This is a genomic window from Microbacterium sp. A8/3-1 (assembly GCF_040267695.1).
Classification (GTDB): domain Bacteria; phylum Actinomycetota; class Actinomycetes; order Actinomycetales; family Microbacteriaceae; genus Microbacterium; species Microbacterium luteolum.
The window spans coordinates 1,480,655-1,505,919 of sequence record NZ_CP158357.1; the positions used below are offsets into that span (position 1 = coordinate 1,480,655).

Here is a 25,265-nt window from a genome sequence, read left to right on the forward strand (position 1 = left end):
CCCTGGCATCCAGGCACTGAACGGAGAAGCACCTTGAGCACTGCACCCGCGCCCGCGAATCCGCGCTCCCGCGTCATCACGGCCAGCCTCGTCGGCACCACGATCGAGTTCTACGACTTCTATGCGTACGCGACAGCGGCCGTGCTCGTGTTCCCCGTGCTCTTCTTCCCGACCGGCAACGACACGACCTCGCTGCTCGCCTCGTTCGGCGTGTTCGGCGCCGCGATGGTCGCCCGCCCGATCGGCGCCGTCGTGTTCGGGCACTTCGGCGACAAGTTCGGGCGCAAGGCGACGCTCGTCGCCTCCCTGCTCACGATGGGCATCGCCACGTTCCTGATCGGCGTGTTGCCGACCTATCAGCAGATCAACTGGTGGGCGGCACTCCTGCTCCTGGTCCTGCGCCTCGCGCAGGGCTTCGCGCTCGGCGGCGAGTGGTCGGGCGCCGCACTGGTCGCGACCGAGAACGCTCCGAAGGGCAAGCGCGCCTGGTACGGCACCTTCCCGCAGCTGGGCGCGCCGCTCGGCTTCATCATCGCGAACTTCCTGTTCCTCGGCATCAACTGGCTGCTGCCGCACTCCGAGAACCCGGCGCTGAAGTCCGAGGCGTTCCTGTCGTGGGGCTGGCGCATCCCGTTCCTGTTCTCCGCCGTCATGGTCATCATCGGCCTGTGGGTGCGCCTGCGACTCGTCGAATCGGACACCTTCAAGAACGCGGAGAAGAAGGGTGCCGTCCGCAAGCTCCCGCTGGCGACCGTCTTCCGCCACCACTGGTGGCACCTGATCCTCGGCACCTTCATCATGCTGGCGACCTACGTGCTCTTCTACCTGATGACGAACTTCACGCTCGCCTACGGCACCAAGGCGGCCTCGCTCGAGACGGCATCCGCCGCGGCCCAGGCTGCCGCCGAGGCCGCAGGGAAGGACTTCGACGCGTCGGCGTTCGCCGCCCAGTTCTATCCCGGACTCGGCTTCGGCTACACCGACTTCGTGCTGATGCAGATCGTCGGCGTCGTGTTCTTCGGCATCTTCACGCTGCTCTCCGGTCCCTTCGCCGACAAGTTCGGCCGCCGGAAGGTCCTGCTGGTGGTGACCGGGCTCATCATCGTGTTCGGCCTGAGCTTCAACCTGTTCCTGCTGCCGACCGCCGATCCGCGCCTGACCACGACTCTCGTGCAGGCGTTCCTCGTGATCGGGTTCATGCTGATGGGCGCGACCTTCGGGCCGATGGGCGCCCTGCTGCCCGAGCTGTTCCCGACGAACGTGCGCTACACCGGCTCGGCCATCTCGTACAACGTGTCGTCCATCCTGGGTGCCGCCGTGGCTCCGCTGATCGCGGTCTGGCTCTGGGAGCTCGGCGGCGGGGCTCCGTGGCTCGTCGGCCTGTACCTGTCGGCGATGGGCGTGCTGACGTTCGTGGCGTTGATCCTCTCGCCGGAGACGAAGGACCGCGATTTCGAGCAAGACCTCGGGGTCGCGGCGCCCGCCACGCGCTAGCCCGCGGCGACGGGGACACCGCCGGCGAGGAACGTCTCGATCGCGGTGATCGTCTCGGCGTTGTGGCGGTGCAGGATGCCACGGATGCCGACGGCCGCCGCACCCGCGATGGCCTCGGCGTGGTCGTCGATGAAGAACACGTCTTCCGGGGCGGCGCCGAGGCGTTCCAGAGCGAGCAGATACGCCTGCGGGTCGGGCTTGTTCACCCCTTGCTCATGGCTGTAGCAGATGGGGTCGAAGATCTCGGAGAAACCGAACCGGCGCTCCTCCTCCTCGCGCGCGCCGTCGGCGGAGTTCGACAGGATGGCGGTGCGCGCCCGACCACGGAGGGAGCGCGCGTACTCGATCAGCTCGGTGTTGCCGGTGCCGCAGTACGCGTCCCAGAAGTCCGCGCGCGTGGCTCCGAGCTGGTCGGGATCGAGTTCGAGAGCAGACCCGAGTCCCGACCAGAAGTCCTCGGCGTGACCGGTCGTCACATCGATCCGGGGCAGATCCGCGGCCTCGACACGGGCATCGACCTCGGCGCGCGAGATGCCGGCACGATCGGACCAGCGCTGCCACCACTGCTCCTGCCAGGTGTCGTCGTCGACGACCTCGAGCACGCCGCCGATGTCGAACAGGATCCATCTCACGTCAGCCATCCGGACACCCTAGAACGGGGCGCCGGGAGTCAGTACTCAGCCACGATGGTGCGAGCCGCGCCGTCCATGACCATCGTGCCGCCGTAGGGCAGGATCCACTGCGGGCGGGTGTGGCCGAACGGGACGCCGATGCAGACGACGGCATCCGGGTTGTAGCGGGCGACCTGATCGAGCACGGCATCCCGCTGCGCCGCGCGGAGGGAAGCCGCCTCCTCGGCCGAAGGGTGGAACTCGAAATCGCTGACCGGCGGGCGCGCGACGACCACACCTGACACCGCGCTCAGGATGCCCCGCTCCCCCAGTCCTCGCAGCCACCGGGCGACCCACCCGGCGGAAGGGCGCTCCTCGCTCGTCTCCAGCAGCAGGATCGCTCCGGTCAGCTCTTCAGCCGCGGGCAGGCGATCGGCGAGCGCGAGTCCGTCGACCACCTCGAGGCAACCGCCCCAGGTGCGCCCCTCCACGCGCTTCGCAGGACCGGCCCACGTCCACTCCTTGGTCGGGATACGGTCGCCGAACTCGGTGAGAGCGCGCGGATCGTCCCAGCGCCGCCCGACGTCCTCCGACTCCCCCGGCTCGGTGATGGCGAGGGGACCGCCGTCGAGCAGCAGCGCACGCAGCGACCGCAGGTGGATGTCATCCACGCCCGGTCCGGGGCCGAGATGCACCGCGGTGGAGCCTCCGTAGTACCCGCGGACGCCGAGGCCCCACAGCCAGTTGAGGATGTTCGTGTTGTCGCTGTAGCCGACGAACGGCTTGGGATCGGCAACAGGAAGCGCGGGGTCGAGATGCGGCACCACGAGGATCTGGTCGTCGCCGCCGATCGTGGCGAGGATGGCACGGATGCCGGGATCGGCGAAGGCCGCGTTCACATCCGCTGCGCGGGCCTCCGGCGGGGAATCCAGGAGGCGTGTCGTCGGGTACTCGACCGGGATCAGACCGGTGAGCTCCTCGAGTCGGCGCAGCGCCTGCTCATGCAGCGCCGGCGCGACGGCGGGCGCAGCGAACGCGGGCGAGAGGATGGCGACGCGGTCGCCGGGGACGAGCTTGGGTGCGGCCAGCATCCGTCCAGTCTGCCGGACTCGAAAGGTCAACATGGATTGACGGCGAGACGACGTCAATATAAGTTGACAGACAGGCGAAGAAGCAGACGAAGAGAGAGGAGCGCGGACATGAGCGCATCCACCGCCCAGGCGACCGACCCGGAAGGCGAGCCGCTGGCCGAGCTGCACCGGCTCGCCGGCATCCGCCAGGAGGTCGCCCGCGCCGAGGAGACCCAGGTGCGCCGAGCGCGGAACGCCGGCTACTCCTGGCAGGCGATCGCGAGCGCGCTGGGCGTGAGCAAGCAGGCCGCGCACCGGAAGTACGGGCGGCACTGAGGTCCGGGCACACAGCCCATCCACAGAATCCCCGCGCGCACGAAGTACGTTCTAAGTACCCTTCTCAGATCGAGGTCCCGCATGTCCCGCACGGCGACACCACGCCGCCGCGGACGCGGCGCGCAGCCCGAAGGCCCCCGCGCCACGTTCCGCCAGCTCCTCCCGTTCCTGTTCGAGCACAAGCGCACGCTGATCGTCGTCGCCGTGCTCAGCGTCGTCGGCGCCGCGACCTCGCTCGTGCAGCCACTGCTCGTCGGGCAGGTGATCGAGGCCGTGCAATCCGGCGGCACGCTGGGGGTCCTGGTCTGGCTCCTCGTCGGCTTCGTGATCGTGTCGTCGATCATCTCCGGCTTCCAGCACTACCTGCTGCAGCGCACCGGCACCGCCGTCGTGTACTCCAGCCGACGCAAGCTCATCGCGCGCATCCTGCATCTGCCGGTCTCGGAGTTCGACGCCCGCCGCACCGGCGACCTCGTCTCGCGCGTCGGCACCGACACCACCCTCCTCTACGCCGTGCTCACACAGGGGCTGGCGGATGCCGTGGGCAGCGCGGTCCTCTTCCTCGGCGCGCTCATCGCGATGCTCGTGATCGACCCGGTCCTGCTGCTGCTCATCGTCATCGTGATCGGCCTCTCGGTCGTGACGGTCGTACTGCTCAGCGGACGCATCCGCACCGCCTCCACCGCGCAGCAGGAGAAGGTGGGAGAGCTCGCCTCCGGCGTCGAGCGGGCGATCGGCTCGATCCGCACGGTGCGCGCGTCGGGTGCGACCGAGCGCGAGACCGCCGCCGTGTCGGAGCTCGCCTCCGACGCGTACGGCATCGGGGTGCGCATCGCGAAGATCTCCTCGCTCGTCGTCCCCGTCTCCGGCATCGCCCTGCAGCTGTCGCTCCTGGTCGTGCTGGGCGTGGGCGGCTTCCGCGTCGCGGCCGGCGTGATCTCGATCGCCTCGCTGATCGCGTTCATCATGTTCCTGTTCCTGCTGGTCATGCCGCTCGCCACGACGTTCGGTGCGATCACCTCGGTCAACCAGGCGCTCGGAGCGCTCGGACGCATCCAGGAAGTGCTCGATCTGCCGACCGAGACCCAGGACGACGAGAAGATCGCGGCGTCCCTTCGACAAGCTCAGGGACCCAGGGAAGCTCAGGGGCCCAGGGAGAGTCAGGGACCCACCCCTCAGCCCGTCGGCGATGCCGAGCCGGCGATCGATTTCCGGGACGTGCGCTTCCACTACCCCGCCAACGTCGTCGCCGCCCGGCAGGCGGCAGCGAGGGAGGCGCGGAACCTGCTCGCCGACGCCCACCTCGAACAGGCGGATGCCGAGCCGGCCGCGACACCGGACCACGAGGTCCTACGGGGCGTGTCCTTCATCGTGCCGCGCGGCGCACGCGTTGCCCTCGTCGGACCGAGCGGCGCCGGCAAGAGCACGATCCTGTCGCTGGTCGAGCGCTTCTACGACCCGACCGGCGGCTCGATCCGGCTGCACGGCCACGACGCCCGCACGTACCCGCGTGACGAGCTCCGCGCGCAGTTCGGCTACGTCGAGCAGGATGCTCCCACCCTCGCCGGAACGCTGGCGGAGAACCTGCGCCTCGCAGCCCCCGACGCCTCAGACGCCGACTGCGAGCGCGTGCTGCGTGCGGTCAACCTCGGCGACGTGCTCGAGCGCAATCCGCTCGGACTCGAGGCCCCCGTGGGTGAGGACGGCGTGATGCTCTCCGGCGGCGAGCGCCAGCGCCTCGCGATCGCGCGTGCGCTGCTGACGAACGCGCCGATCCTGCTCCTCGACGAGTCGACCTCGTCACTCGACGGCGTCAACGAGCAGCGGATGCGGGAGGCCATCGACGCCGTGTCGACGGATCGCACGCTCGTCGTGATCGCGCATCGCCTCTCGACCGTCGTCGACAGCGACCTGATCGTCGTGCTGCAGGACGGCGTCGTCGTCGGGCAGGGAACGCATGCCGAGCTCGTGGAGTCCACCCCGCTGTACCGCGACCTCGCGCGCCACCAGCTGCTGGCCTGAGCCCTTCGCGCCCTTCGACGAGCCCCGGGGCGTTTCGTCTCGCAAGCTCGCTCAACGACCGGGATGCAGACAGACGCGAAGGCGGGACACCGGAGACACACTCAGCCATGGGTTCGTCTCTGACGTCCCGCCTTCGCGGGTTCGACCGGCCGCGGAGGCCGGAAGGGGAGGTGCCGACTCCCCCGAGTCGGCACCGGTCTGGGGCTACGCCTTCGCGAGGCGGTAGCGCAGCGAGGCGAGCTCGGCGCGCAGGGCCGCGGGGACCTTGTCGCCGAAGGTGTCGTAGAACGCCTCGGTGAGGTCGGCCTCGGTCTTCCAGGCCTCGGCGTCGACGGAGAACAGCTCGTCGAGGTCGGCGGCGGGGATGTCGAGACCGTCGAGGTTGAGGTCCTCCGGGCGAGGCAGGCGACCGATCGGGCTGTCGACCGCGGGCACGTCACCCGCGATGCGGCGGATGATCCAGTCGACGACACGCGAGTTGTCGCCGAAGCCGGGCCACAGGAACCGGCCGTCGTCGCCGCGACGGAACCAGTTCACCTGGAAGATGCGCGGTGCACGGTCGAAGCGCAGGCCACGACCGACCTTCAGCCAGTGACCGAAGTAGTCCGCCATGTTGTACCCGCAGAACGGCAGCATCGCGAACGGGTCACGACGAAGCTCTCCGACCTTGCCCTCGGCAGCGGCCGTGCGCTCGGACGAGATGTTCGAGCCGAGGAAGACGCCGTGGGTCCAGTCGGTCGCCTCGACGACGAGCGGGACGTTGCTGGCGCGGCGTCCGCCGAAGAGGATGACGTCGAGCGGCACGGCCTGCTCCCAGTCCTCGGAGATCTGCGGGCACTGCGCCGCAGACACCGTGAAGCGCGAGTTAGGGTGCGCCGCCGGACGATCGGAGTCGGGCGTCCAGTCGTTGCCCTCCCAGTCGATCAGGTTCGCGGGCGCCTGCTCGGTCAACCCCTCCCACCACACGTCGCCGTCCGGGCGGAGCGCGACGTTCGTGAAGATCGTGTTGCCCCACAGCGTCTCGACCGCGGTGACGTTGGTCGACTCGCCGGTGCCGGGAGCGACGCCGAAGAAGCCGGCCTCGGGGTTGATCGCCCACATGCGGCCGTCCTCGCCGGGACGGATCCAGGCGATGTCGTCGCCGAGGGTCTCGACCTTCCAGCCGGGGATCGTCGGACGCAGCATCGCGAGGTTCGTCTTGCCGCACGCGGAGGGGAACGCCGCGGCGACGTGGTACGCCTTGCCCTGCGGGTCGATCACGCGGATGAGCAGCATGTGCTCGGCGAGCCAGCCCTCGTCACGGGCGATCACCGAGGCGATGCGCAGCGCGAAGCACTTCTTCGCGAGGATCGCGTTGCCGCCGTAGCCGGAACCGAAGGAGTAGACCTCGAGCGTCTCGGGGAAGTGCACGATGTACTTCTCGTCGTTGCACGGCCACTCGACGTCCTGCTCACCGGGGGCGAGCGGTGCGCCGACGCTGTGCACGGTCTTCACCCAGGGCGCGCCGTCAGCGATCCGACTCGTGACGGCTTCGCCGACGCGGGTCATGATGCCGATGGAGGCCACCGCGTAGGCGCTGTCGGTGACCTGTACGCCGATGTGGGAGAGCGGTCCGCCGACCGGGCCCATCGAGAACGGAACGACGTACATCGTGCGCCCGCGCATCGAGCCCTCGAAGATCTCGTTCATCTTGGCGTGCATGTCGGCGGGGGCGGCCCAGTTGTTCGTGGGGCCGGCATCCTCTTCGCGCTCCGAGGCGATGTACGTGCGTCCCTCGGTGCGGGCGACGTCGCTCGGGTGCGACCGGGCGAGGTAGGAGCCGGGACGCCATTCGGGGTTGAGCTTGATGAGCTTGCCCTCGGTGACGAGACCACGCAGGAGCCAGTCGTTCTCGGCCCGCGAGCCGTCGACCCAGTGCACGTAGTCGGGCTGGGTGAGGGCGCGGATCTCCTCGACCCAGGCCACCAGCTCGGCCATCGCGGGAGTGTCATACGTCGGTGCCGCACCGAACGTGCGCTCTGCGGCGACGGGTGACGTGCGAGGGGTGATGACTTCGGCCATGGCCATGACTGCTCCTTCGAAGTGTGGGGCGTTGCATCCATCTTCTTCCGACTCGGGAGGTATTTTCGGACGAAACGGGCGATAAGAATCCGAATTCTTTCGCTAGACTCAAGGAATGGCGTCCTCCGGCATCCATCTCACGACCCTCGGTCACCGCATCCGTCATCACCGACTGGAGAACGGGTTCACGCTCGACGAACTCGGTGCGCTCGTCGGCGTCGCCGGCTCCCAACTGAGCCTCATCGAGAACGGCAAGCGCGAGCCGAAGCTGTCGCTGCTCCAGGCGATCGCCCAGGCGACCAGCACCCAGGTGACCGACCTCATCTCCGGCGAGCCGCCGAACCGGCGCGCGGCGCTCGAGATCGAGCTCGAACGCGCGCAGGAGAGCCCCGTGTTCCGGCAGCTCGGCGTCGCGCCGATCCGCGTCACGAAGGGCACGAGCGACGAGACGATCGAGTCGATCCTCGGTCTGCACCGCGAGCTGCAGCGTCGCGAGCGCGAGGCCATCGCCACCCCCGAGGAAGCACGCCGCGGCAACACCGAGCTGCGACTGCGGATGCGCGCGCAGAACAACTACCTGCCCGACATCGAGAAGCTCGCCGAGAAGCAGCTGAAATCCGCCGGGCACGTCCAGGGCGCGCTGACGCACCGCACCGTGAGCATCATGGCCGAGAAGCTCGGCTTCGAGCTGATCTACGTGAACGACCTCCCCCATTCCACGCGTTCGGTCACCGATCTCGAGAACGGGCGCATCTACCTTCCGCCCGCGTCGATCCCCGGCGGACACGGTCTGCGCTCGATGGCGCTGCAGGCCATGGCGCACCGGCTGCTCGGGCACACTCCGCCGACCGACTACGCGGACTTCCTGCAGCAGCGCCTCGAGATCAACTACTTCGCGGCGTGCTGCCTGATGCCCGAGACCGCGTCGGTCGCGTTCCTCCAGCAGGCGAAGAAGGACCGCAACCTCGCGGTCGAGGACTTCCGCGACGCCTTCGGCGTGACGCACGAGGCTGCCGGGATGCGCATGACCAACCTCGTCACGCAGCACCTCGGGATGCCGCTGCACTTCCTGCGCGTGGATGCGACCGGTGCGATCACGCGTGTCTACGAGAACGACGACCTGCCGCTGCCGATGGATGTCACGGGTGCGGTCGAAGGACAGCGCGTGTGCCGGAAGTTCCAGGCGCGGGCCGCTTTCACCCAGCAGAACCGCACGACCGAGCACCACCAGTACACCGACACCCCGTCCGGCACGTTCTGGTGCTCGACGCAGACGGGCTCATCGAGCGACGGCGAGTTCTCCATCACGGTCGGCGTGCCCTTCGACGATGCGCGCTGGTGGCGAGGCCGGGAGAGCGTGGACCGGGCCGTGTCGACGTGCCCGGACGAGGCCTGCTGCCGCCGGCCGTCGAACGACCTGGCCGAGCGCTGGAGCGGGAAGGCGTGGCCGAGCGCGCGCGTGCACACGCACATGTTCTCGCCGCTCCCCCGCGGTGCGTTCCCCGGCGTGGACGACAACGAGGTCTACAACTTCCTGGGTCGGCACGCCAGCGAGTGACCGGGGCTCAGCTCTCCGTGAAGCGCTCGAAGCGGGCGAGTGCGGCCATCGCGGCGTCGGCATCGACTGGTGCCGTGAAGTACTCCGGCGGCACTCCTCTGCTGGCGGTCGCGTGCATCCAGCATCCGATCACGCGGCCCTGCTCGACGAGCGTGGCACGCACCATCCCGTTCTTCCCCGGCCCGACTGTCGCCAGGTGCTCCGGCGCGCAGACGGTCGTGCGGTCGGCGTAGGAGAGGTAGTACTCGTCGAAGGCGCCAAGCGCGATGACGGATGCCGCCCCCGCGGCGCGACGCGGACGCTCGGGCGCCACGAACAGGCCGTCGGCGACCTCCTCCACGCGTCCCGCGGCACGCTCCGCCGCCTCCCGGGACTGGCCGAGCGTGAGGCCGGACCACCAGGCGAAGTCGGCGACACCCGCAGGCCCGTGGCCCGTGATGTACCGGACGAACAGCTCGGCGAGCGGATCGTCGGGGTGCGCGTGCTCGCGGATGTGGTCGTCGACGAGCACGAAGCGCTGCTCACGGGTCACGCCGTCGCGAGGGACGACCGGCCCCTGGCAGATGAGCCCGTCGATCGTCAGCACGAACAGCAGGTGGAGGCCCCGCTGGCCGGTGGGGTCGATGCCGACGCCCTCGAGGATCTCGAAGACCTCGGCGCGGGTGCGTCCGCCGTCGTGCAGCGCCGGAGTGAGCGTGCGCACGGCGAGGGCGACCATGTCGTCGTCGATCCCGAGATCCCGGTGCCGCCCCGCCGCCTGCTGCCGCTGTCGCGCCGCCGTCACCGAGAGCACCCAGCCGAGGTCGCGTGCCGGCAGCGTGTGGAGGGTGCCCCGCATCGGCCACGCCCGCACGATGTCGCCGGCATCGAATGCCCGGTCCACGTCGCGCATCCGCAGCTCGCCCCGCGTGCGCAGGGCGAGCGCCCAGCGCCCGGCGGTGAAGTCCTGGCTCTGCACGGCGAGCATATGGTGCGCGGCATCCGCCACCGTCTTCGCCGGCGCGGTGAGCCGGTGCGATCGGAGACGCTCGGCCAGCAGGGTCGCGGTCTTCATGAGCCCATCATGCCGGGCGCCGCCGACGTCGCGCACCTGCGGTGGGATCAGGAGTGCAGTGTCACCTCTCGACGCGCCGGAAGCACGACGGGGTGCGAGCCCGCCATCACCTCGAGGACGCGGATCACCTGGCACGAGTAGCCGAACTCGTTGTCGTACCAGACGTAGAGGATCAGGGTGTTCTCCTCGGCGACCGTCGCCAGTCCGTCGACGATGCCGGCGCGGTGCGAGCCGACGAAGTCGGTCGACACGACCTCGGGCGACTCGACGTAGTCGATCTGCTGCCGCAGCTTCGAATGCAGCGAGACGCGGCGCAGGTAGTCGTTGACCTGCTCCTTCGACACCGGACGCTCTGTCGTGAGGTGGAGCACCGCGAGCGAGACGTCGGGGGTGGGCACCCGGATCGAGCTGCCGGTGAGCCTGCCCTCCAGCTGCGGAAGGGCCTTGGCCACGGCCTTCGCCGCTCCGGTCTCGGTGATGACCATGTTCAGCACCGCCGAGCGGCCCCGCCGGTCGCCCTTGTGGAAGTTGTCGATCAGGTTCTGGTCGTTCGTGAACGAGTGCACGGTCTCGACGTGGCCGCGCACGACGCCGTAGGCCTCGTCGATCGCCGCCAGGACCGGCGTGATCGCGTTCGTCGTGCACGACGCGGCCGACACGATGCGGTCGTCGGCATCGATCGTATGGTCGTTGATGCCGTGCACGATGTTCTTGAGCGGCCCCTTGCCGGGCGCCGTGAGCAGCACGCGGGCGACGCCCTTCGCCTCGAGGTGCTGCGAGAGCCCGGCCTCATCGCGCCAGCGCCCCGTGTTGTCGACGACGATCGCGTCGTGGATGCCGTAGGCCGTGTAGTCGACGGATGCCGGAGCATCGGAGTAGATCACCTGGATGCGCGTGCCGTTGGCGATGATCTGCTCGGCCTCCTCGTCGACCGTCACCGAGCCCGCGAAGCGCCCGTGCACCGAGTCGCGCAGCAGCAGGGACGCACGCTTGATCAGATCGTTCTCGGACCCGCGCCGAACGACGATCGCACGCAGGCGCAGGCCGTTGCCGCCGCCGGTGTGGGCGATGAGGATGCGGGCGAGCAGACGCCCGATCCGTCCGAAGCCGTAGAGCACCACGTCGGTGGGCGCTGCGGCCACCGCGCCGACGGCGGGTGCGAGCGCTTCCGCGACGTAGGTCTCGAGGGGCTGACCGCTCTCGGCATGCCCGGAGACCAGTCGCGCGACGTCGAGGGACGAGGCGCCGGGAGCCAGCTCATGGATGGCCTGCAGGACGGCGAGGCTGTCTTCGAGACGCAGCTGCTCGTGACCGAGCTGGGCGACGCGCTCGTGCACCTCGACGAGTCCCGTGGCGGAGAGTCCGAGCAGGCGGTGGCCGTGCAGCGACGTCACCACGTCGTGTTCGCGCCTGAGTGCGCCGATCAGCGGGATCATCCGCTCGGCCAGCTCTTCTCTCGCCGTCCAGTCGTCGTGGGGTGCGACGGAATCGTTCATCTGCGTCCTTGCATGTGTGAGCGCGCCGAGATCGCCGGCGCGCGAGGTTGCCGGGTGATTCGGGGGATGCCACCAGCGTACGCGTGGTCGGCGGCGGCATCCGAATCGAGGGTCATCGGCCGTCCCCGGAGAGGCCCTTTTGTGTCTACACTGGTGGAATAATGAGTGAAGATCCTTACGGCGACGGCGCCGACCTGATCATCCGCGGCGGACGCGTGCACACCTTCGATTCCGCCGACACCCTCGCCAGCGCCGTCGCGGTGCGCGGCGGACGGATCGTCGCGACGGACGCGGATGCCGAAGCGATGGGAGCCCGCGAGACGATCGAGCTCGACGGGCGCACCGCCATCCCCGGCATCAACGACGCGCACCTGCATGCCGCCTGGCTCGGAGCCCGCTGGCCGCACCTGTTCTTCTCCGACACCCCGCCGGAGCAGCAGCCGTCCGGGCGGCTGGTGTCGACGGCCGCCGAACGCCGCGCCGCTCTGCAGCAGGCGTGGCGGCTGCTCGCCGAACTCGGGATCACCAGCTATACGGAGCCGGGCATCGGACCAGGCGAAGACGACGGCGAGACCGGATGCTTCGGCACCGACATGCTCTCGACCTACATCGATCTGCACCGCGCCGGGGCGCAGACCTCGCGGGTGACGATGCTCCGGCTGTTCGGCACCATCGACGGCGAGAGCAGGCTCGACGACTTCGAGCGCGGCATCCGCACACCCGTTCCGGCGACCGACCCTGGCTGGTTGGCGATCACCGGCGTGAAGATCTTCGCCGACGGCATCCCGCCCATGGCGACGGCGTGGGTCGACGAGCCGTACACCGACGGCACGACCGGCGGCCTGCTCACGCGTGGCGGCCACGACCCGCTCTCCGCCTTCCAACGGATGCTGGAACTCGCGGCATCGCTCGGACTGCAGATCGCGGTGCATGCCACGGGCGACCGTTCGATCACGGAGTTCGTACGGGTGCTCGAGCGGTCCAGCGGGCACCCGGCACCTCCCGCGCCGCACTATGTGGTGCACGGCGACCTCGCGACCCTCGAGCAGATCGAGCGCATGCGGCGGCTGGGGGCGGGGTTCGCCGTGCAGCCGCTGATCGCCGCGCACACGCACAGTTGGGCCCGCGCTCAGCTCGGCGCGGAACGGCTCGCGACCGCCTGGCCGCTGGCGGAGATGCTCGCCTCCGGCGTGCTGACCACGATCACGAGCGACGCCCCGATCGCCACGCCGGACTGGCGGCGAGGCCTCGATGCCTCGCTCGACCTGCTCGCCGCGGCCGGAACTCCGGACGCTGCCCGCACGCGTCGGGCGCTGCTGCGGACGATGACCGTGGACGCGGCGCGTCAGGACGGCGCTCTGACGTGGAAGGGCTCCCTCGAGACCGGCAAGGTCGCGGACCTCACGATCCTCGACGAGGACCCGCTCGAGCCGGGTCGCGCGTTCTCCTCCGCCGAAGTCGCGCGCACGATCGTCGACGGCCGGACGGTCTTCGCTCGGGACTGAGCAGGTTCGGGACTGAGCACGTTCGAGGGACGGAAACGGCGGGCGGCATGTTCACGCATGCCGCCCGCCTCTGATCCCCCTCGGACCAGTCCCTGCCCCGGCGCCGCATGAGCGGGCGCCGGGGCAGAGCTCATACCGCGGCGGCCAGCAGCACCCGCGGGCTGCCGGGGAGCGCGACCTTGTCGCGCACCTTCCATCCGGCGTCGTTCAGCCATCCGCGCACCTGCGCCTCGGGATACACGATGGTGCCGTCGATCACGAGGTACTCCCCCGCGTGCAGGGCGTCGATGCCGCGCTGGTCGACATCGTCATCGAGGAAGAAGTCAAGCACCGTCAGAGTCGCGCCGTCCACCGCGGCCGCCCGCAGATTGCGGAAGATCTGGGCGTTCTCCTCCGCGCTGAAGCGGTGGATCACGTGGTTCGCATAGACCAGGTCGTACTCGCCCTGCGGCGTCGCCGTGGCGGTGTCGCCGACCTCGACGGCCGTGCGATCGGTGACGCCTGCGGCCTCCACCGCTTCGGCGATCCCGTCTTCGAACCCCGGGGCGTAGACGAACGTGGTGTGCAGCCCGGGGTTCTTCGCCATCACCGAGAGGGCGAACTCGGCAGAGAGTCCACCGAAGTCGAGCGCTCGGGTGGCGCCGGCCAGGTCGAGGTGTCGCCCGAATTCCTGCGCATGGAGACGGTTGTACGTCATGACGCCGGCCATGAACGTCGCCCAGCGCGGGTCGTCCATCTGCAGGTCACCGGGTTCTGTGGTGTCGACCGTGTGGCCGAACTGCAGCCAGTGCGGATAGCTGATCTCGCCGAGGAAGGTGAGGAAGGGAGCGAGGTCGACCTGCGAATCGGCACCGGTGAGGTACGCCGCGGCGTCGTCAGCCACGGTGTAGCGCGCATCGGTGCGCACGAGCAGGCCTTTCGCCGCCATCGCGTCGGCGAGGATGCGGGCGATGCGCTCACTCACACCGCTGCGCACGGCGATCTCCTCGACGGTGTCGGCGCCGTCGGCGATCGCGGCGAAGAGCCCGATGCGGCTGGCTTCGAAGAGCTGCTTCGAGGCCATGTAGCCGGTCGCGATGTCGAGGATGCGCGCGGCATCGGGGGTGGAGGTGGTCGTCATGGTTCTGCCTTTCCTGGGGTGATCCGCAGTTGTGCTGCGTGTGTCTGCGTCTGGGAGATGGAGCGTCGGCGCTAGGCCGTCAGGAAGCTCTGCACGGCGGTGCGGAACTCGGTGGTGTGCAGAGCCGTGACATGGTCGCCGGGGACCCGCATCGCTCGCGCGTCCGGCAGCAGCGCGGCGAGCGCGTCGATGCCGTCGGACATCGTGTCGTGCACGCCTCCGACCAGGAGCACCGGCATCTCCGGGCCGCGCGCCTCGGGCGCGAACGGCTCTGCGGCCAGTCCCTCGATCAGATCGAGCAGCTGCGCCGGCCGGGCTCCGGGCGACGACACCATGTGCACGATCATCGCCGTGAGCGGGTCCTGCGGGGCGGGTCCGCCGCCGATCGCTGCCCTCGCTGCCGCAAGGTCGAGATGACCGAACGGCTCCGCGGCACTGAGCCCGCCGAGCACCAGGCGTCGCACCTGCACGGAAGGATGCTGCGCCAGACCCCAGGCGAGACGTGCCCCGAGCGAGTAGCCGACGAGGTCGATCTCCTGATCCCCGACCGCGAGCGCAAGCGCATCGATCACCGCCGATGTGGGCGCAATCCCTGTCGCAGGGCTTCGGCCATGCGCGGGGAGGTCGATCACGACCCGCGGACGATCGGCGAAGACCCCCGCCCACTCTGCATCCGGCCAATCCTGCTTCCCGCGCGACGCGAGGCCATGGAGGAAGACGACAGGCCGGCCGGAGCCGCGGTGTCGGTCGGCGTGCAGGGAGATGGTCACGGCGCGCCGTCCTCTCGGATCGGGCGCGTCGCCGTCAGCGGAGTCGCGCCAGGAACTGGTCGATATAGGTCTCGTAGTCGGCGATGCGTTCGCCGTCCGGGTACATCAGGTTGATGACGGTCGCTCCGACCGCGACCGAGATATACTCGTTCGCTCGGGCGCCGAAGTCCTGGTCGAGGATCGCGCCCTCGTCGCGCGCGGCTTCCATCCGCTCGATGAGTGACCCCCGCCAGGCAGCGAGGTGGCTCCGGTACAGGTCCGCGAGCGACTCGTTCGCCATCGCGTACTCCCACAGGGCGAGCAGCACCCGACCCGCGGCGATCTGTGCCTGATCGCGCGGGATCGTGGCCTCCAGGAATCCCCGCAGCGCGGCATCCGCCGTCGTCGGCTCCTCGCCTGCGGCCTGAACGCCCTCCGACATCTGCTGCAGGATCGTCTCGAAGGTCGCGGCGACGATGCTCTCCTTGCCGGGGAAGTAATGCTTCAACGCTCCGTTGGCGAAGCCCGCCTCGGCGGCGATGCTGCGCATCGTCGCCGCTTCGAAGCCACCCTTGAGGATGATGCTCTTCGCCACCTCGACGATGTCCCGTCGACGCTGGTCGTGATCGATGATCTTCGGCATGGAGTCCTTCCGGCCGGTCGTGGACGACGCGATGATCCGGCCTGGAGCTACCGTACCGCCGCATCGCGCACCTCCCGGAGAGCGAGCCACCCGGCACGTCGTTCGCGCTGAGCGACGGGGTCGGCGACCGGCGAGGCCAGGCGCAGCCGCTCGGAGTACGGATGCTGCGGCGATCGCGTCACCTGCTCCCCGTCGCCGATCTCCACGATCTCGCCGCGGTACATCACCGCGACCCGGTGGCAGACGCGGCGGACGACGCCGAGGTCGTGGGACACGAAGAGATACGCGACGCCGGTGTCTCGCTGCAGCTCGATGAACAGGTCGAGGATCGTCGCCTGCGTCGTGAGGTCGAGAGCGCTCACCGGCTCGTCGCACACGATGAGGCGCGGACCGCGCACCAGCGCCCGGGCGATCGCGATCCGCTGGCGCTGTCCGCCGGAGAATTCGCTCGGGTAGCGGTCCATGACCGATTCGGGCAGCCGCACACGGTCGAGCATCTCCCGCACCTTCGACTCGGCCGCCTTCGCCCCGATGCCGGTGGTGAGGAGGGGCTCGGCGAGGATGTCGCCGATGGTCATCGCCGGATTCAACGATCCGTACGGGTCCTGGAAGACCACCTGCACGTCATCGGCGAGTCGACGCCGGGCCCGGCGGCCGAGACCGCTGATCTCCTGCCCTTCGAACCGGATGCTGCCGCTGGTGACCGGCGCGAGTCCCAGGATGGCCTTGCCGAGGGTCGACTTCCCCGATCCGGACTCGCCGACGAGCCCCAGGCATTCGCCCGGCGCGATATCGAGCGAGATGCCGTCGAGAGCACGGAAGGCACGGCGTCCGTGGCCGTAGTCGACGACGAGATCGTTCACTTCGAGCAGCGCGGTCATGCCGTCACCTCCGTGGTCTGCACGGCCGGGCCCACGGCGCGGTCGAGTTCGGCGCGACCGGCGACATCGTCGAGCGACGCCGAGATGAGTGCGCGCGTGTAGTCGGCGGCTGGTGTCGCGAAGAGGTCGTCGACCGGGCCGGCTTCGACGATCTCGCCGTCGCGCATCACGATGACGCGATCGCAGATGTCGGCCACGACGCCGAAGTTGTGGGTCACGATGAGCAGCGCCATCCCGTACTCCGCCTGCAGTTCGCGCAGAAGCTCGAGCACCTCGGCCTGCACGGTGACGTCGAGCGCGGTCGTCGGCTCGTCGGCCACGAGCAGCGAGGGCTTTCCCGCGATCGCACCGGCGATCAGGACACGCTGGGCCATGCCACCGGAGATCTGGTGGGGGTAGCTGCGCAGGACGCGGGCCGGATCGGTGAGCCCGACACGGACGAGCATGGCTCGAGCGCGCTCCTTCGCCTCTGCCCGGCTCAGGCCATGGGTCCGCCGGAGCGGCTCGATGAGCTGGTGGCCGATCGTGTAGGACGGGTCGAGGTTGCTCATCGGCTCCTGCGGCACGTACCCGATCTCTCGCCCGAGCAATGCGTGGCGCTGCTTCCCGGTCGCACGGCTGACGTCCTTGCCGCCCACCCAGATCGCGTCGGCCGTCGCGCGTCCTGTCGAGGGCAGCAGGTCGAGCACAGAGAACACGGTCTGCGACTTGCCGGACCCGGACTCCCCCACGATCCCGACGACCTCGCCCGGCGCGATGTCGAGGGTGACACCGTGCACGACCTCGGTCTCTCCGTTCGGCGTCGCGTGCGCGACGCGGAGGTTGTCGATGCGGAGCGCGGCGTGCGCGGCTTCGTGCTGGGCGCTGCCCGTGGCCGGGGTCGATGGCGCAGCGGCGACGGCATCCGCCTTCCGACGCGACGCCCGTGGGGTGCGTACCTGCACGAGTTCCGCGAGGGTCGACCCCATGATGGCCAGCACCGCGATGGTCAGCCCGAGCGCGGCCGACGGCCAGAGCAGCATGAGCGGGTAGGTGAGCATGAGCCGGAAGCCCTCGAGCATCATCGCGCCCCAGCTGGGGACGTTCGAGTCGCCGATGCCGAGGAACTGGAGCCCGGCCTGCATACCCATCGCGATGCCGGCGGTGAGCGCCGTCTGGATGATCACGGGCGGGTAGACGGCCTTGATCACGTGGCGGAAGATGATGCGCGCATCCGACAGTCCCGAGACACGGGCGGCGTCGATGTAGGGCTCGCCCCGCACCGCGAGCGTCTGCGAGCGCGAGATGCGGAAGTAGCCGGGCACCATGAACACGCCGACGGTGGCCATGAGCACCTCGAAGTTGTTGCGGCTGCCCGCGGCGACCACCAGCAGGATGATCATGCCCGGGATCGACTGCAGCGCATCGCTGATCCACGTCGCGACGCGATCGAAGAAGCCACCGAAGTAGCCGGCCGCGACGCCGGTCGGCACGCCGAGCACGAGCGCGGTGACGACCGTGATGAGCGCCCCCCACAGTGTGGTGCGGGTGCCGTAGATGAGCCGGGACAGGATGTCGCGTCCGGTCGAGTCCCCGCCGAGGAGGTGTTCCGGGCCCGGCGCGGCCTTCGCTGCGGCGAGGTCGACGAAGTTCGGATCCATGGGCGCGAGGAGCGGGGCGAGGACCCCGACCAGCACGACGGCCGCGAAGATCGCCAGCGGGATCCAGCCCCCGGGGTGGCGGAGGAAGCGGCGGAACAGGCCGGACCGGCGCTTCTGGGCCGCCCTGTCGAAGGCGACGCGGATGTCTGTCGTGGTCATGCGACGCGCACCTTCGGGTTGATCCAGCCGAGCACGAGGTCGAGCAGGAGGTTGATGAGGACGACGAAGACGATCGAGATCACGGTGATGCCGAGCAGCATCGGGATGTCGCCGTTCTGCGAGGACTGGTTGGTGAGCTGCCCGAGACCCGGGAGACTGAAGATCTGCTCGACCACGATCGCGCCGGAGAGCAGCCCGACGAACATCAGGGCGATCACCGTGAGGGCGGCGGGCGAGGCGTTGCGCAGGATGTGCAGGTTGACCCTGGCGGACGACAGGCCGCGACTGCGGAGGGTTCGGACCCAGTCCTGCCGGCTCTGCGCGATCACTGCGTTGCGGAGCTGCTCGGCGACGGCGACGATGCCGCCGAGGGCGAGCGAGATGGCAGGCAGCGTGATCGAACGGAGCCACCCGTCGACGGACTGCGTCGGCGGGACGTAGCCGACGGCCGGGAACCACTTGAGCTGGACGGCCAGCCACATCACCAGCACGAGGCTCACCCAGAAGCCGGGGAGGGCGAAGAGCACGACGGAGATCCCCTTGATCCCCCTGTCGAACCAGGTGCCGGGTCGGAGACCGGTGATCATCCCGAAGGCGACGCCGATCACCGCAGTGATGAGGGTCGCGAACGTGACCACCGAGAGGGTCACCGGGACCTTGACGGCGAGCTGCTCGGAGACCGGTTGGAAGTTGCGCCAGGAGACGCCGAAATCGAGCTGCGCCGCCTGCGAGAGCCAGTCCCAGAACTGCACGAGCAGCGGACGGTCGAGCCCGATCTTCTCGGCGAGCGCGGCCTGCTGCGCCGGGCTCGCCGTGGTGCCGAGGAGCGATGCCGTCGGATCGCTGATCGCGAGGTGGGCGAGGAAGAAGGTGCCGATCGAGACCGCGATGAGCAGAACCAGACCGGACAGCACGCGCTTCGCCGTGAACAGGAGCATGGGGACCTCTCGGGTCGGAGGGGAAGGATGCCGGGGCGGTCGGTGTCGCGACCGCCCCGGTGGGTTTCAGCCCTGGGAGATATAGCGCAGTGTCGGGAACATCATCCCCACGACCGGCTGCAGCTGGATGCCGGTCGCCGTGTAGTAGGTGTTGTTCGCCTGATACCAGACCGACCACCACGCCTGATCGACGAGGGCCTTGTTCAGCTCTTCGATTGCCGCGGTCTGCGCGTCGCCGCGTTCGGTCTGCACCTTCTCGACGAGCGGAGCGATGACGTCGTTCTTGGCGTAGTCGGGCTCGGGGTTGAACCACTGCACGCTGGTGACCTGTCGAGCCACCGTCGCGACGTCGTTCCCGTCCATCGCGAGGAAGGAGATGAACATCGGATAGTTCGGCGCGTTCAGCTGGTAGTCCGGCATCTGCATGTTGTCCCAGGTCACCGTGACCCCGAGCTCCTTGAGCGCCTGCTCGGCGGATGGCTTCCACATCTCGAAGATCGGCGACATGGGCATCGAGATCGCGAAGCCGTCGGGGTAGCCGGCGTCTGCCAGCAGCTCCTTGGCCTTGTCCATGTTGTACGCGTAGGTCTCGTTCAGCGCCGGATCGTTGATGTCACCGCCGTCGGGGAAGACCTGGTTGGTGGCGACTCCCGCACCGCTGCCGACGGCGGCGAGGACCGCGGCGCCGTCGAAGGCGTAGTTGAGGGCCTGGCGCACCTCGAGCTTGCCGAGGGGCTCGCTCTTGGCACCGGTGTGATCCGTGATCACGAGGCCCGCCCAGCCGGACACGCGCTGGGCGACGTTCCACCCCTGCTGCTCCGCCTGCTCGAGATTCGCCACATCCCCGTACTGGACGTTGATCTGGCCGCTGAGCATCGCGTTGTGACGGGCGGTGGCGTCGGTGATCGGGAAGATCGACAGCTCGGAGAACGGGTACGTCTCGGCATCCCAATAGTCAGCGGTCTTGGTGAAGTGGTACTCCGCGCCGGCGATGCTCGTGGTGCTGTCGAGCACGTACGGGCCGGAGCCGATCGGCTCCTTGCCGAGAGTGCCCGCTTCGATGGACGCCGGCGACATCACGTAGCTGCGGCCGAGGCCCATCAGGTACAGGATCGTGTCGTCGCGCTGCGTGAGCCGGATGCTGATCGTGTCGTCGTCGACCTTCTCGAACGAGGCGACGTTGAGGTACGCCTCGCCGGAGCGCGGGCCGGCCTTGAGATACTCGAGGCTCTTCACGACGGCGTCTGCGTCGACCGGGGTTCCGTCGCTGAACACCGCGTCGGTCCGGATGTCGAGGTCGATGCTCAGATCGTCGTCGGCGACGGTCCATTCGGTCGCGAGCGACGGGATGGGCGCTCCGTCCGCGTCGAGTGCGATCAGCGCGTCGTAGACCGCGGAGAGGTAGGGACCGTCGAAGCCGATGTCGGCGAGCGACGGATCCCAGGAGGTGACGTCGAGGAAGTTGCCGATGTTGAGAGCGTCGGGTCCTTCGGCGCCGCTGCCGTCGGACGGTGACGGAGACGTTCCGCCGCTGCAGCTGGTGAGCGCGAGGGCCGCGGCCACTGCCGCGGCAAGCGCGAGGGGCATTCGTTTCATGGTTCCTTCTCTCGGATGCAGGGAGGGTGAAGAAGGGTTCGAAGAGCCGCTGGCCGGAGAGCCGGATCCGACGCCACTTCGATGTGTCGTGCTGGTTAGTCTACATGCGTGGAAAAAGAGCGCAAGGGCATGAGTGGCCGGTCTCGGCATCCGCCATGCCCGGTCGCGCACACGGCTTGTCCGAGCGCGCAGACCTGCCACCGCTGTGCCACTCAGGCGGCGATGTCGAATCGCGCCCGCCCACCCAGGCGCGGTGTGCGGGCGGGATCGATGTAGCGGGGTGGGGTGAACCAGACCCGGGCGGTGGTCCCGGTGCCGTCGATGTGGATGTCCCATCCGTTGTCGTGGATGCGGTGGTGGCAGGTCTCGCAGAGCAGCACCCCGTTGTCGGTCAGTTGGTAGTCTGACCTTTATGAGAAATGAAGCTGTCGTGCGTCCCGTGGCGGTGTATGCGCGGATTTCTGCGGATCGGTCGGGTGAGGGGTTGGGTGTTGCCCGACAGGTTGAGGATTGCATGCGCCTGGTGGCGGAGCGGGGCTGGGTGGTGTTCGACACGTACGTTGACAACGACATATCGGCGTTCACGGGTGGGAGAGAGCGTCCCGAGTTCTCTCGGATGATCGCCGACATTGAGGCGGGTCGGGTGGGCGCGGTGGTGGTGTATCACCAGGATCGGCTGACCAGGCGTCCGGGTGAGTTTGAGCGGTTTGTGGAGGTGTGCCAGCGGCACGGTGTAGACCAGCTCGTTACGGTGACGAGCGATATCTCGTTCGGGAATGATAACGGGATGTTGGTGGCGCGGATTACGGCGGCGGTCGCGGCGAATGAGTCGGCGCGGAAGCGGGCGCGGATTCTGCGGAAGGTTGAGCAGAATGTTGCGGCGGGGAAGCCGAATGGTGGGGCGGCGCGTCCGTTCGGGTATGAGGACGACAAGGTGACGGTGCGGGAGACTGAGGCGCAGATCATCCGAACGGTCGCGGACCGGTTCATACAGGGTGAGCCGTTGCGTTCGCTGGTGGCGTGGTTGAACGAGGAGGGCATCCCCACGTCGGGGCGTGCGGACACGTGGCGGACGACGACGCTGCGAACGCTGTTGATGGCGGGGAGGATCGCGGGGCTCCGCGACCATCATGGCGAAGTGGCCGGGGAGGCCGCGTGGGACCCGATCATCAGCCGGGAGGTGCGCGAGCGAATCTTGGCGGTGTTCGCGTCGAGGAAGAGGGCGGGGAGGAGGGCCCCGCAACGGTACCTGTTGTCGGGGTTGTTGCGGTGCGGGAAGTGCGAAGGCCGGTTGTTCTCGGCGGCGCGCAAGACGCCCGCGGGTGGGGTGGAGCGCCGGTATGTGTGCCAGTCGGGCCCCGATCACGGCGGGTGCGGGAAACTGACGGTTTCCGCAGTCCCGGTGGAGTCGTGGATCACAGAGGCCGCACTGTACAGGCTGGACACCCCAGAGGTCGCGGTGGCGCTGGAGGGTCGCGGGGTGACGGACGCGCGGCATGCCGACGCGGTAGCCGCGCTGGGGGCGGCGCAGCGGCGGTTGACAGATGTGGCGGAGATGTTCGCCGCCGGGGACATCAGCAAGGCGGAGTACTTGGCCGCCCGCCCCATCGCGGAAGCGAAAGCCGCGGAGGCGGGCAGGGTGTTGGAGTCCCTCGCGACGAGGGACACGCTTGACAGCTTGGTCGGCCAGGGTACGCTCATCCGGGATCGGTGGGACACATACTCGCTGGACCGGCAGCATGCGATCGTACGGGCTATCCTTCCCTCCGCGACCATCGCTCCGGGAACGCGCGGGCGTGGCAACTTCGACCCCGACCGTGTTCAGCCTCATTGGGCCGCCTGACAGCGTGGCATGCACGGGACCCGCCGCGGCGCGATCGGCGGTTTAGAGGGCGGCGAGTTGCCAACGGTGGTCGATGGTGATGCAGAGTTCCGTGACCGGTTTGGCCGACCAGTCGAAGTATGTGGCGTGGCCGAGGGCGAGGACGGTTCCGGCGGTGAGGTGGGTGAGGTGGTTCCGGTCCGGATTGAGGGGTTCGGAGATGCTGAGGAACAGCTTGTGATCCGGCTTCTCCGGGAGTGGACGGGTGAACGTGTCGACGCGCATGGTGCGGACGGTGTTGGTCAGTGTGGGCTCTTTGGCGGGGAAGATGACGGCGACGGGTGGGGTTTTGTCGCCGTCGCGTTGAAGCCGGCGCAGATGCTTGAGCGCGTGGGGTGAGCGAGCGGGGAAGCAGAAGTCGGCCCAGAACATGACGGAGATGCCGCCGCGGTGGTCCCGGTAGCGGATCATGATCCGGTTGAGCAGGTCACCGGGATCGTCGTATTGGGTGAGGAAACGGGCGATGGCTGCCGCGGAGTTCAGGGTCGCCGTCCACCGGTCCTGACTGCCGCGGTGATCGAGACGACGGCGAGTGCTTTGCCGGTTCGCGAGGCGTTCTTCATCGGGCAGGTGCAGGTAGAGGATCTTGTCCTCAATGGCGATTGTGTCCGGGGCGGTGTTTTGGAGCGCCTTGTGCAGGGTTTCGATGTTGAGAGTGCAGTCCGGCGCGTGCTCCGCGTGGGGGTACAGACTCAGGTAGGCGGGGACTTCGGTACCGGTTCGGCGGGTGAACGATGAGGTGTGCTTCATCAGCGCCGGACAGCCGACGCAGAGAAGATCCCCTTTCGTCGGGGTGTCGGTGATGTCTTTGGGGAGCACGGCGATCCACTCCACGCCCCCTGACGCGGAGACGGTCCGGATGCGAGCTTTCTGGTACTTCACGGTCTTCGACATCATTCCCCCTGAGTTCTCCGGTGCGCCAAGTATGCACAACCGCATGGACATTCGATTGCACCTGTTCTCACGCCGAGCGAACGGAAGGTGATGCGTTGGGGGCGGAAGCGGTGTCGAGGAGCGCGCCGAGTCGGTGGATGACGGTATCTGGGTGGAGGTGTTCGGGGAGGTTCTGAGCGGTGGTGGTGCGCCTCACCCAGGCGATGAGTTCGGGACTGTAAGTGTGGCCCGTCATGCCCGTGTCCTCGGCGCTTCGGGGGCGATGTCGGTGATGGTGTGGGCGGTGCGGAGCCGTTCTCGGCGGGTGAGGGCGGCTGTGACGGCGAGGTAGCGGTGCCCGGCGGTCTTGTGACCGGCCCGCTGGTACTCCCACTCCGCTGCGCCCTCTGTCTCATCGTGCTCCGGAGCATCGCCGGGAGCGGCGTGGGCGGCGCGCCAGGCTGCACGGTGCTGTTTCTGCGCGGTCATCGTCGTCGAGAAGGTGCGGGACTTCGTGGTCGTGTGGCCCCGCCATCCGAGCGTCGCCAGCCGGTCGGCCATGTCCGCGTATTCGTTGGGGAGGGCGGTGGCGAGTCGGGCGAGGGTGCGCATGATCTGCTTGTGGTGCTCGCCGACTGGGAGGAGCCCGATGCTCGCGGCCGGGATGCGGGCCGGTAGAGGCGTGGCGGTGATGGTCTTTGTGACGTACTTTGCGAGGTATCCGGCGACCCGGCGGGTGTCCTTGCCGTCGGGGAGGGGTTGCGTGTCGGTCTGCGTTCCGAATCGGAGGGTGGTGGTGCCGCCTGGGGTGGGTATGTCGAGGCGTGTGGTGGAGGCGGCGAGGGTCGCGAGGGCGGCGAGAGCCTCGCCGGCGATGCCGGTCCCGGTGTCGCTGTTCGCGCGGAGGATGGCGTGGTAGTGCGGGGCGAGGCGGGCCTGCATTTCCATGACTTTCACGAACGACACGGTCGCCCCGGGGATGTGGCGAGTGACGAGGCGGCGCAGGGTGCGGACGTATCGGTTCCACAGGGCGGGGAACCACCAAGTGGTCAGCGCGTGGGTCTCGTAGTCGTAGCACGCAGCGCACAATGGGCTGCCCAGCAGCGGGTCCCCCGGTACATGGGAGGTTGTGCACACGGACGATGCCCCGTGCGTGCAGAGCGAGGGAGGCCCGGGGTGGCACGGGACCTTCCCTCTGGAGGCGTCCGGACGGTGGGTGTGGACGGTGCCAAAGGACGGGGCGGTGAGGGTGAGGAAGAGAGCAGTGGCGTCGGTCATGCGGTCAGGGGTGAGGCCGCCGGTGACAATGTGCCAGGTGTCGAGGGCGTAGAGGTCGGAACACGCGGGGCAGGCGGTTTCACGGCGGTTCTCGCAGCGTGCGTAGAGGGTGGTGGTCTGGCCGCCCTGGGTGCGGGTGAGATGGATGGGGTGGGCGCAGTACCCGGAGGACCGCACCCGCCCCCACCATGTCTCGTACTCCGTGGAGGTGGCGGCGGCGATCAGCCCGTCCAGGGTGTCCGGGGTGAGGGGTCCGAGCGGATTCACGGTCGCCATGACCAACTCCTCTCTCAGTCGGG

General features: G+C 68.9%; 21 protein-coding genes. 6 read left to right on the top strand and 15 right to left on the bottom strand.

The features are described from left to right. Positions 1–33 precede the first annotated feature (33 nt). Entirely contained in the window at positions 34–1,494 is a 1,461-nt protein-coding gene (locus ABS642_RS07415; RefSeq protein ID WP_350352805.1) for an MFS transporter, read from the top strand. On the opposite strand, the gene ABS642_RS07420 is transcribed toward ABS642_RS07415, so the two are convergent. Further along, positions 1,491–2,135 (bottom strand): HAD-IA family hydrolase, encoded by a 645-nt coding sequence (locus tag ABS642_RS07420; protein WP_350352806.1) that lies wholly within the window; start codon positions 2,133–2,135, stop codon positions 1,491–1,493. The genes ABS642_RS07415 and ABS642_RS07420 overlap by 4 nt on opposite strands. A 29-nt stretch (positions 2,136–2,164) precedes the next feature. Then, positions 2,165–3,196 (bottom strand): S66 peptidase family protein, encoded by a 1,032-nt coding sequence (locus ABS642_RS07425; protein ID WP_350352807.1) that lies wholly within the window; start codon positions 3,194–3,196, stop codon positions 2,165–2,167. A 108-nt stretch (positions 3,197–3,304) separates the two neighbouring features. On the opposite strand from ABS642_RS07425, the gene ABS642_RS07430 reads away from it, so the two are divergent. Together ABS642_RS07430 and ABS642_RS07435 are read left to right on the top strand one after the other, a co-directional pair. Further along, complete coding sequence (locus ABS642_RS07430) at positions 3,305–3,511, top strand: AsnC family protein (protein ID WP_282214054.1); 207 nt, start codon at positions 3,305–3,307, stop codon at positions 3,509–3,511. An 81-nt stretch (positions 3,512–3,592) separates the two neighbouring features. Then, positions 3,593–5,533, top strand: coding sequence for an ABC transporter ATP-binding protein (locus ABS642_RS07435; protein ID WP_350352808.1), 1,941 nt, complete (start codon positions 3,593–3,595; stop codon positions 5,531–5,533). 204 nt (positions 5,534–5,737) lie between these two features. Here ABS642_RS07435 and ABS642_RS07440 read toward each other — a convergent pair whose 3' ends face one another. After that, positions 5,738–7,600, bottom strand: a complete 1,863-nt coding sequence (locus tag ABS642_RS07440; protein ID WP_350352809.1) for a phosphoenolpyruvate carboxykinase (GTP) — start codon at positions 7,598–7,600, stop codon at positions 5,738–5,740. Positions 7,601–7,709: 109 nt separating this feature from the next. On the opposite strand from ABS642_RS07440, the gene ABS642_RS07445 reads away from it, so the two are divergent. Beyond that, positions 7,710–9,152 carry a helix-turn-helix domain-containing protein gene (locus ABS642_RS07445; RefSeq protein WP_350352810.1) on the top strand — a complete coding sequence of 481 codons (1,443 nt, stop codon included), beginning with the start codon at positions 7,710–7,712 and terminating at the stop codon, positions 9,150–9,152. A gap of 7 nt (positions 9,153–9,159) precedes the next feature. Here ABS642_RS07445 and ABS642_RS07450 read toward each other — a convergent pair whose 3' ends face one another. Together ABS642_RS07450 and ABS642_RS07455 are read right to left on the bottom strand one after the other, a co-directional pair. Next, complete coding sequence (locus ABS642_RS07450) at positions 9,160–10,206, bottom strand: winged helix DNA-binding domain-containing protein (RefSeq protein WP_350352811.1); 1,047 nt, start codon at positions 10,204–10,206, stop codon at positions 9,160–9,162. Between the two features lie 47 nt (positions 10,207–10,253). After that, a complete protein-coding gene (locus tag ABS642_RS07455) occupies positions 10,254–11,702 on the bottom strand; it encodes a glyceraldehyde-3-phosphate dehydrogenase (protein WP_350352812.1) in 1,449 nt (482 codons plus the stop codon). 161 nt (positions 11,703–11,863) lie between these two features. Here ABS642_RS07455 and ABS642_RS07460 point away from each other — a divergent pair, with 161 nt between their 5' ends. Continuing rightward, the gene (locus ABS642_RS07460; protein WP_350352813.1) at positions 11,864–13,207 is read left to right on the top strand and encodes an amidohydrolase family protein; all 1,344 of its coding nucleotides are present in this window, start codon (positions 11,864–11,866) and stop codon (positions 13,205–13,207) included. A 130-nt stretch (positions 13,208–13,337) separates the two neighbouring features. On the opposite strand, the gene ABS642_RS07465 is transcribed toward ABS642_RS07460, so the two are convergent. The 8 genes from ABS642_RS07465 to ABS642_RS07500 form a co-directional block, all read right to left on the bottom strand. Beyond that, on the bottom strand, positions 13,338–14,327 hold the full coding sequence (locus tag ABS642_RS07465) for a methyltransferase dimerization domain-containing protein (protein WP_350352814.1): 990 nt from the start codon (positions 14,325–14,327) through the stop codon (positions 13,338–13,340). A 71-nt stretch (positions 14,328–14,398) separates the two neighbouring features. Beyond that, positions 14,399–15,097, bottom strand: coding sequence for an alpha/beta fold hydrolase (locus ABS642_RS07470; protein WP_350352815.1), 699 nt, complete (start codon positions 15,095–15,097; stop codon positions 14,399–14,401). 34 nt (positions 15,098–15,131) lie between these two features. Then, positions 15,132–15,719, bottom strand: a complete 588-nt coding sequence (locus ABS642_RS07475) for a TetR/AcrR family transcriptional regulator (RefSeq protein WP_350352816.1) — start codon at positions 15,717–15,719, stop codon at positions 15,132–15,134. Between the two features lie 47 nt (positions 15,720–15,766). After that, entirely contained in the window at positions 15,767–16,600 is an 834-nt protein-coding gene (locus ABS642_RS07480) for an ATP-binding cassette domain-containing protein (RefSeq protein WP_350352817.1), read from the bottom strand. Further along, positions 16,597–18,399, bottom strand: a complete 1,803-nt coding sequence (locus tag ABS642_RS07485) for a dipeptide/oligopeptide/nickel ABC transporter permease/ATP-binding protein (protein WP_350352818.1) — start codon at positions 18,397–18,399, stop codon at positions 16,597–16,599. Before ABS642_RS07485 ends, ABS642_RS07480 begins: the two co-directional genes overlap by 4 nt. Further along, complete coding sequence (locus ABS642_RS07490; RefSeq protein WP_282214066.1) at positions 18,396–19,337, bottom strand: ABC transporter permease; 942 nt, start codon at positions 19,335–19,337, stop codon at positions 18,396–18,398. Before ABS642_RS07490 ends, ABS642_RS07485 begins: the two co-directional genes overlap by 4 nt. 66 nt (positions 19,338–19,403) lie before the next feature. Beyond that, on the bottom strand, positions 19,404–20,933 hold the full coding sequence (locus tag ABS642_RS07495) for an ABC transporter substrate-binding protein (protein ID WP_350352819.1): 1,530 nt from the start codon (positions 20,931–20,933) through the stop codon (positions 19,404–19,406). A 212-nt stretch (positions 20,934–21,145) separates the two neighbouring features. Next, positions 21,146–21,313 carry a hypothetical protein gene (locus ABS642_RS07500; RefSeq protein ID WP_350352820.1) on the bottom strand — a complete coding sequence of 56 codons (168 nt, stop codon included), beginning with the start codon at positions 21,311–21,313 and terminating at the stop codon, positions 21,146–21,148. A 32-nt stretch (positions 21,314–21,345) separates the two neighbouring features. On the opposite strand from ABS642_RS07500, the gene ABS642_RS07505 reads away from it, so the two are divergent. Then, the gene (locus ABS642_RS07505) at positions 21,346–22,776 is read left to right on the top strand and encodes a recombinase family protein (protein WP_350352821.1); all 1,431 of its coding nucleotides are present in this window, start codon (positions 21,346–21,348) and stop codon (positions 22,774–22,776) included. 42 nt (positions 22,777–22,818) lie between these two features. Here the strand turns inward: ABS642_RS07505 and ABS642_RS07510 are convergent, their stop codons facing one another. Next, positions 22,819–23,709: a hypothetical protein gene (locus ABS642_RS07510; RefSeq protein WP_350352822.1), complete on the bottom strand. Its 891-nt coding sequence runs from the start codon at positions 23,707–23,709 to the stop codon at positions 22,819–22,821. Between the two features lie 231 nt (positions 23,710–23,940). Continuing rightward, entirely contained in the window at positions 23,941–25,242 is a 1,302-nt protein-coding gene (locus ABS642_RS07515) for a replication initiator (RefSeq protein WP_350352823.1), read from the bottom strand. Positions 25,243–25,265: the final 23 nt, after the last annotated feature.

Coding starts and splice junctions, on each gene's coding strand:
- ABS642_RS07485 (WP_350352818.1), bottom strand. CDS start 18,399: ATGACCACGACAGACATCCGCGTCGCCTTCGACAGGGCGGCCCAGAAG.
- ABS642_RS07490 (WP_282214066.1), bottom strand. CDS start 19,337: ATGCTCCTGTTCACGGCGAAGCGCGTGCTGTCCGGTCTGGTTCTGCTC.
- ABS642_RS07445 (WP_350352810.1), top strand. CDS start 7,710: ATGGCGTCCTCCGGCATCCATCTCACGACCCTCGGTCACCGCATCCGT.
- ABS642_RS07460 (WP_350352813.1), top strand. CDS start 11,864: ATGAGTGAAGATCCTTACGGCGACGGCGCCGACCTGATCATCCGCGGC.
- ABS642_RS07510 (WP_350352822.1), bottom strand. CDS start 23,709: ATGTCGAAGACCGTGAAGTACCAGAAAGCTCGCATCCGGACCGTCTCC.
- ABS642_RS07480 (WP_350352817.1), bottom strand. CDS start 16,600: ATGACCGCGCTGCTCGAAGTGAACGATCTCGTCGTCGACTACGGCCAC.
- ABS642_RS07440 (WP_350352809.1), bottom strand. CDS start 7,600: ATGGCCATGGCCGAAGTCATCACCCCTCGCACGTCACCCGTCGCCGCA.
- ABS642_RS07465 (WP_350352814.1), bottom strand. CDS start 14,327: ATGACGACCACCTCCACCCCCGATGCCGCGCGCATCCTCGACATCGCG.
- ABS642_RS07425 (WP_350352807.1), bottom strand. CDS start 3,196: ATGCTGGCCGCACCCAAGCTCGTCCCCGGCGACCGCGTCGCCATCCTC.
- ABS642_RS07450 (WP_350352811.1), bottom strand. CDS start 10,206: ATGAAGACCGCGACCCTGCTGGCCGAGCGTCTCCGATCGCACCGGCTC.
- ABS642_RS07420 (WP_350352806.1), bottom strand. CDS start 2,135: ATGGCTGACGTGAGATGGATCCTGTTCGACATCGGCGGCGTGCTCGAG.
- ABS642_RS07475 (WP_350352816.1), bottom strand. CDS start 15,719: ATGCCGAAGATCATCGATCACGACCAGCGTCGACGGGACATCGTCGAG.
- ABS642_RS07495 (WP_350352819.1), bottom strand. CDS start 20,933: ATGAAACGAATGCCCCTCGCGCTTGCCGCGGCAGTGGCCGCGGCCCTC.
- ABS642_RS07455 (WP_350352812.1), bottom strand. CDS start 11,702: ATGAACGATTCCGTCGCACCCCACGACGACTGGACGGCGAGAGAAGAG.
- ABS642_RS07515 (WP_350352823.1), bottom strand. CDS start 25,242: ATGGCGACCGTGAATCCGCTCGGACCCCTCACCCCGGACACCCTGGAC.
- ABS642_RS07505 (WP_350352821.1), top strand. CDS start 21,346: ATGAGAAATGAAGCTGTCGTGCGTCCCGTGGCGGTGTATGCGCGGATT.
- ABS642_RS07430 (WP_282214054.1), top strand. CDS start 3,305: ATGAGCGCATCCACCGCCCAGGCGACCGACCCGGAAGGCGAGCCGCTG.
- ABS642_RS07435 (WP_350352808.1), top strand. CDS start 3,593: ATGTCCCGCACGGCGACACCACGCCGCCGCGGACGCGGCGCGCAGCCC.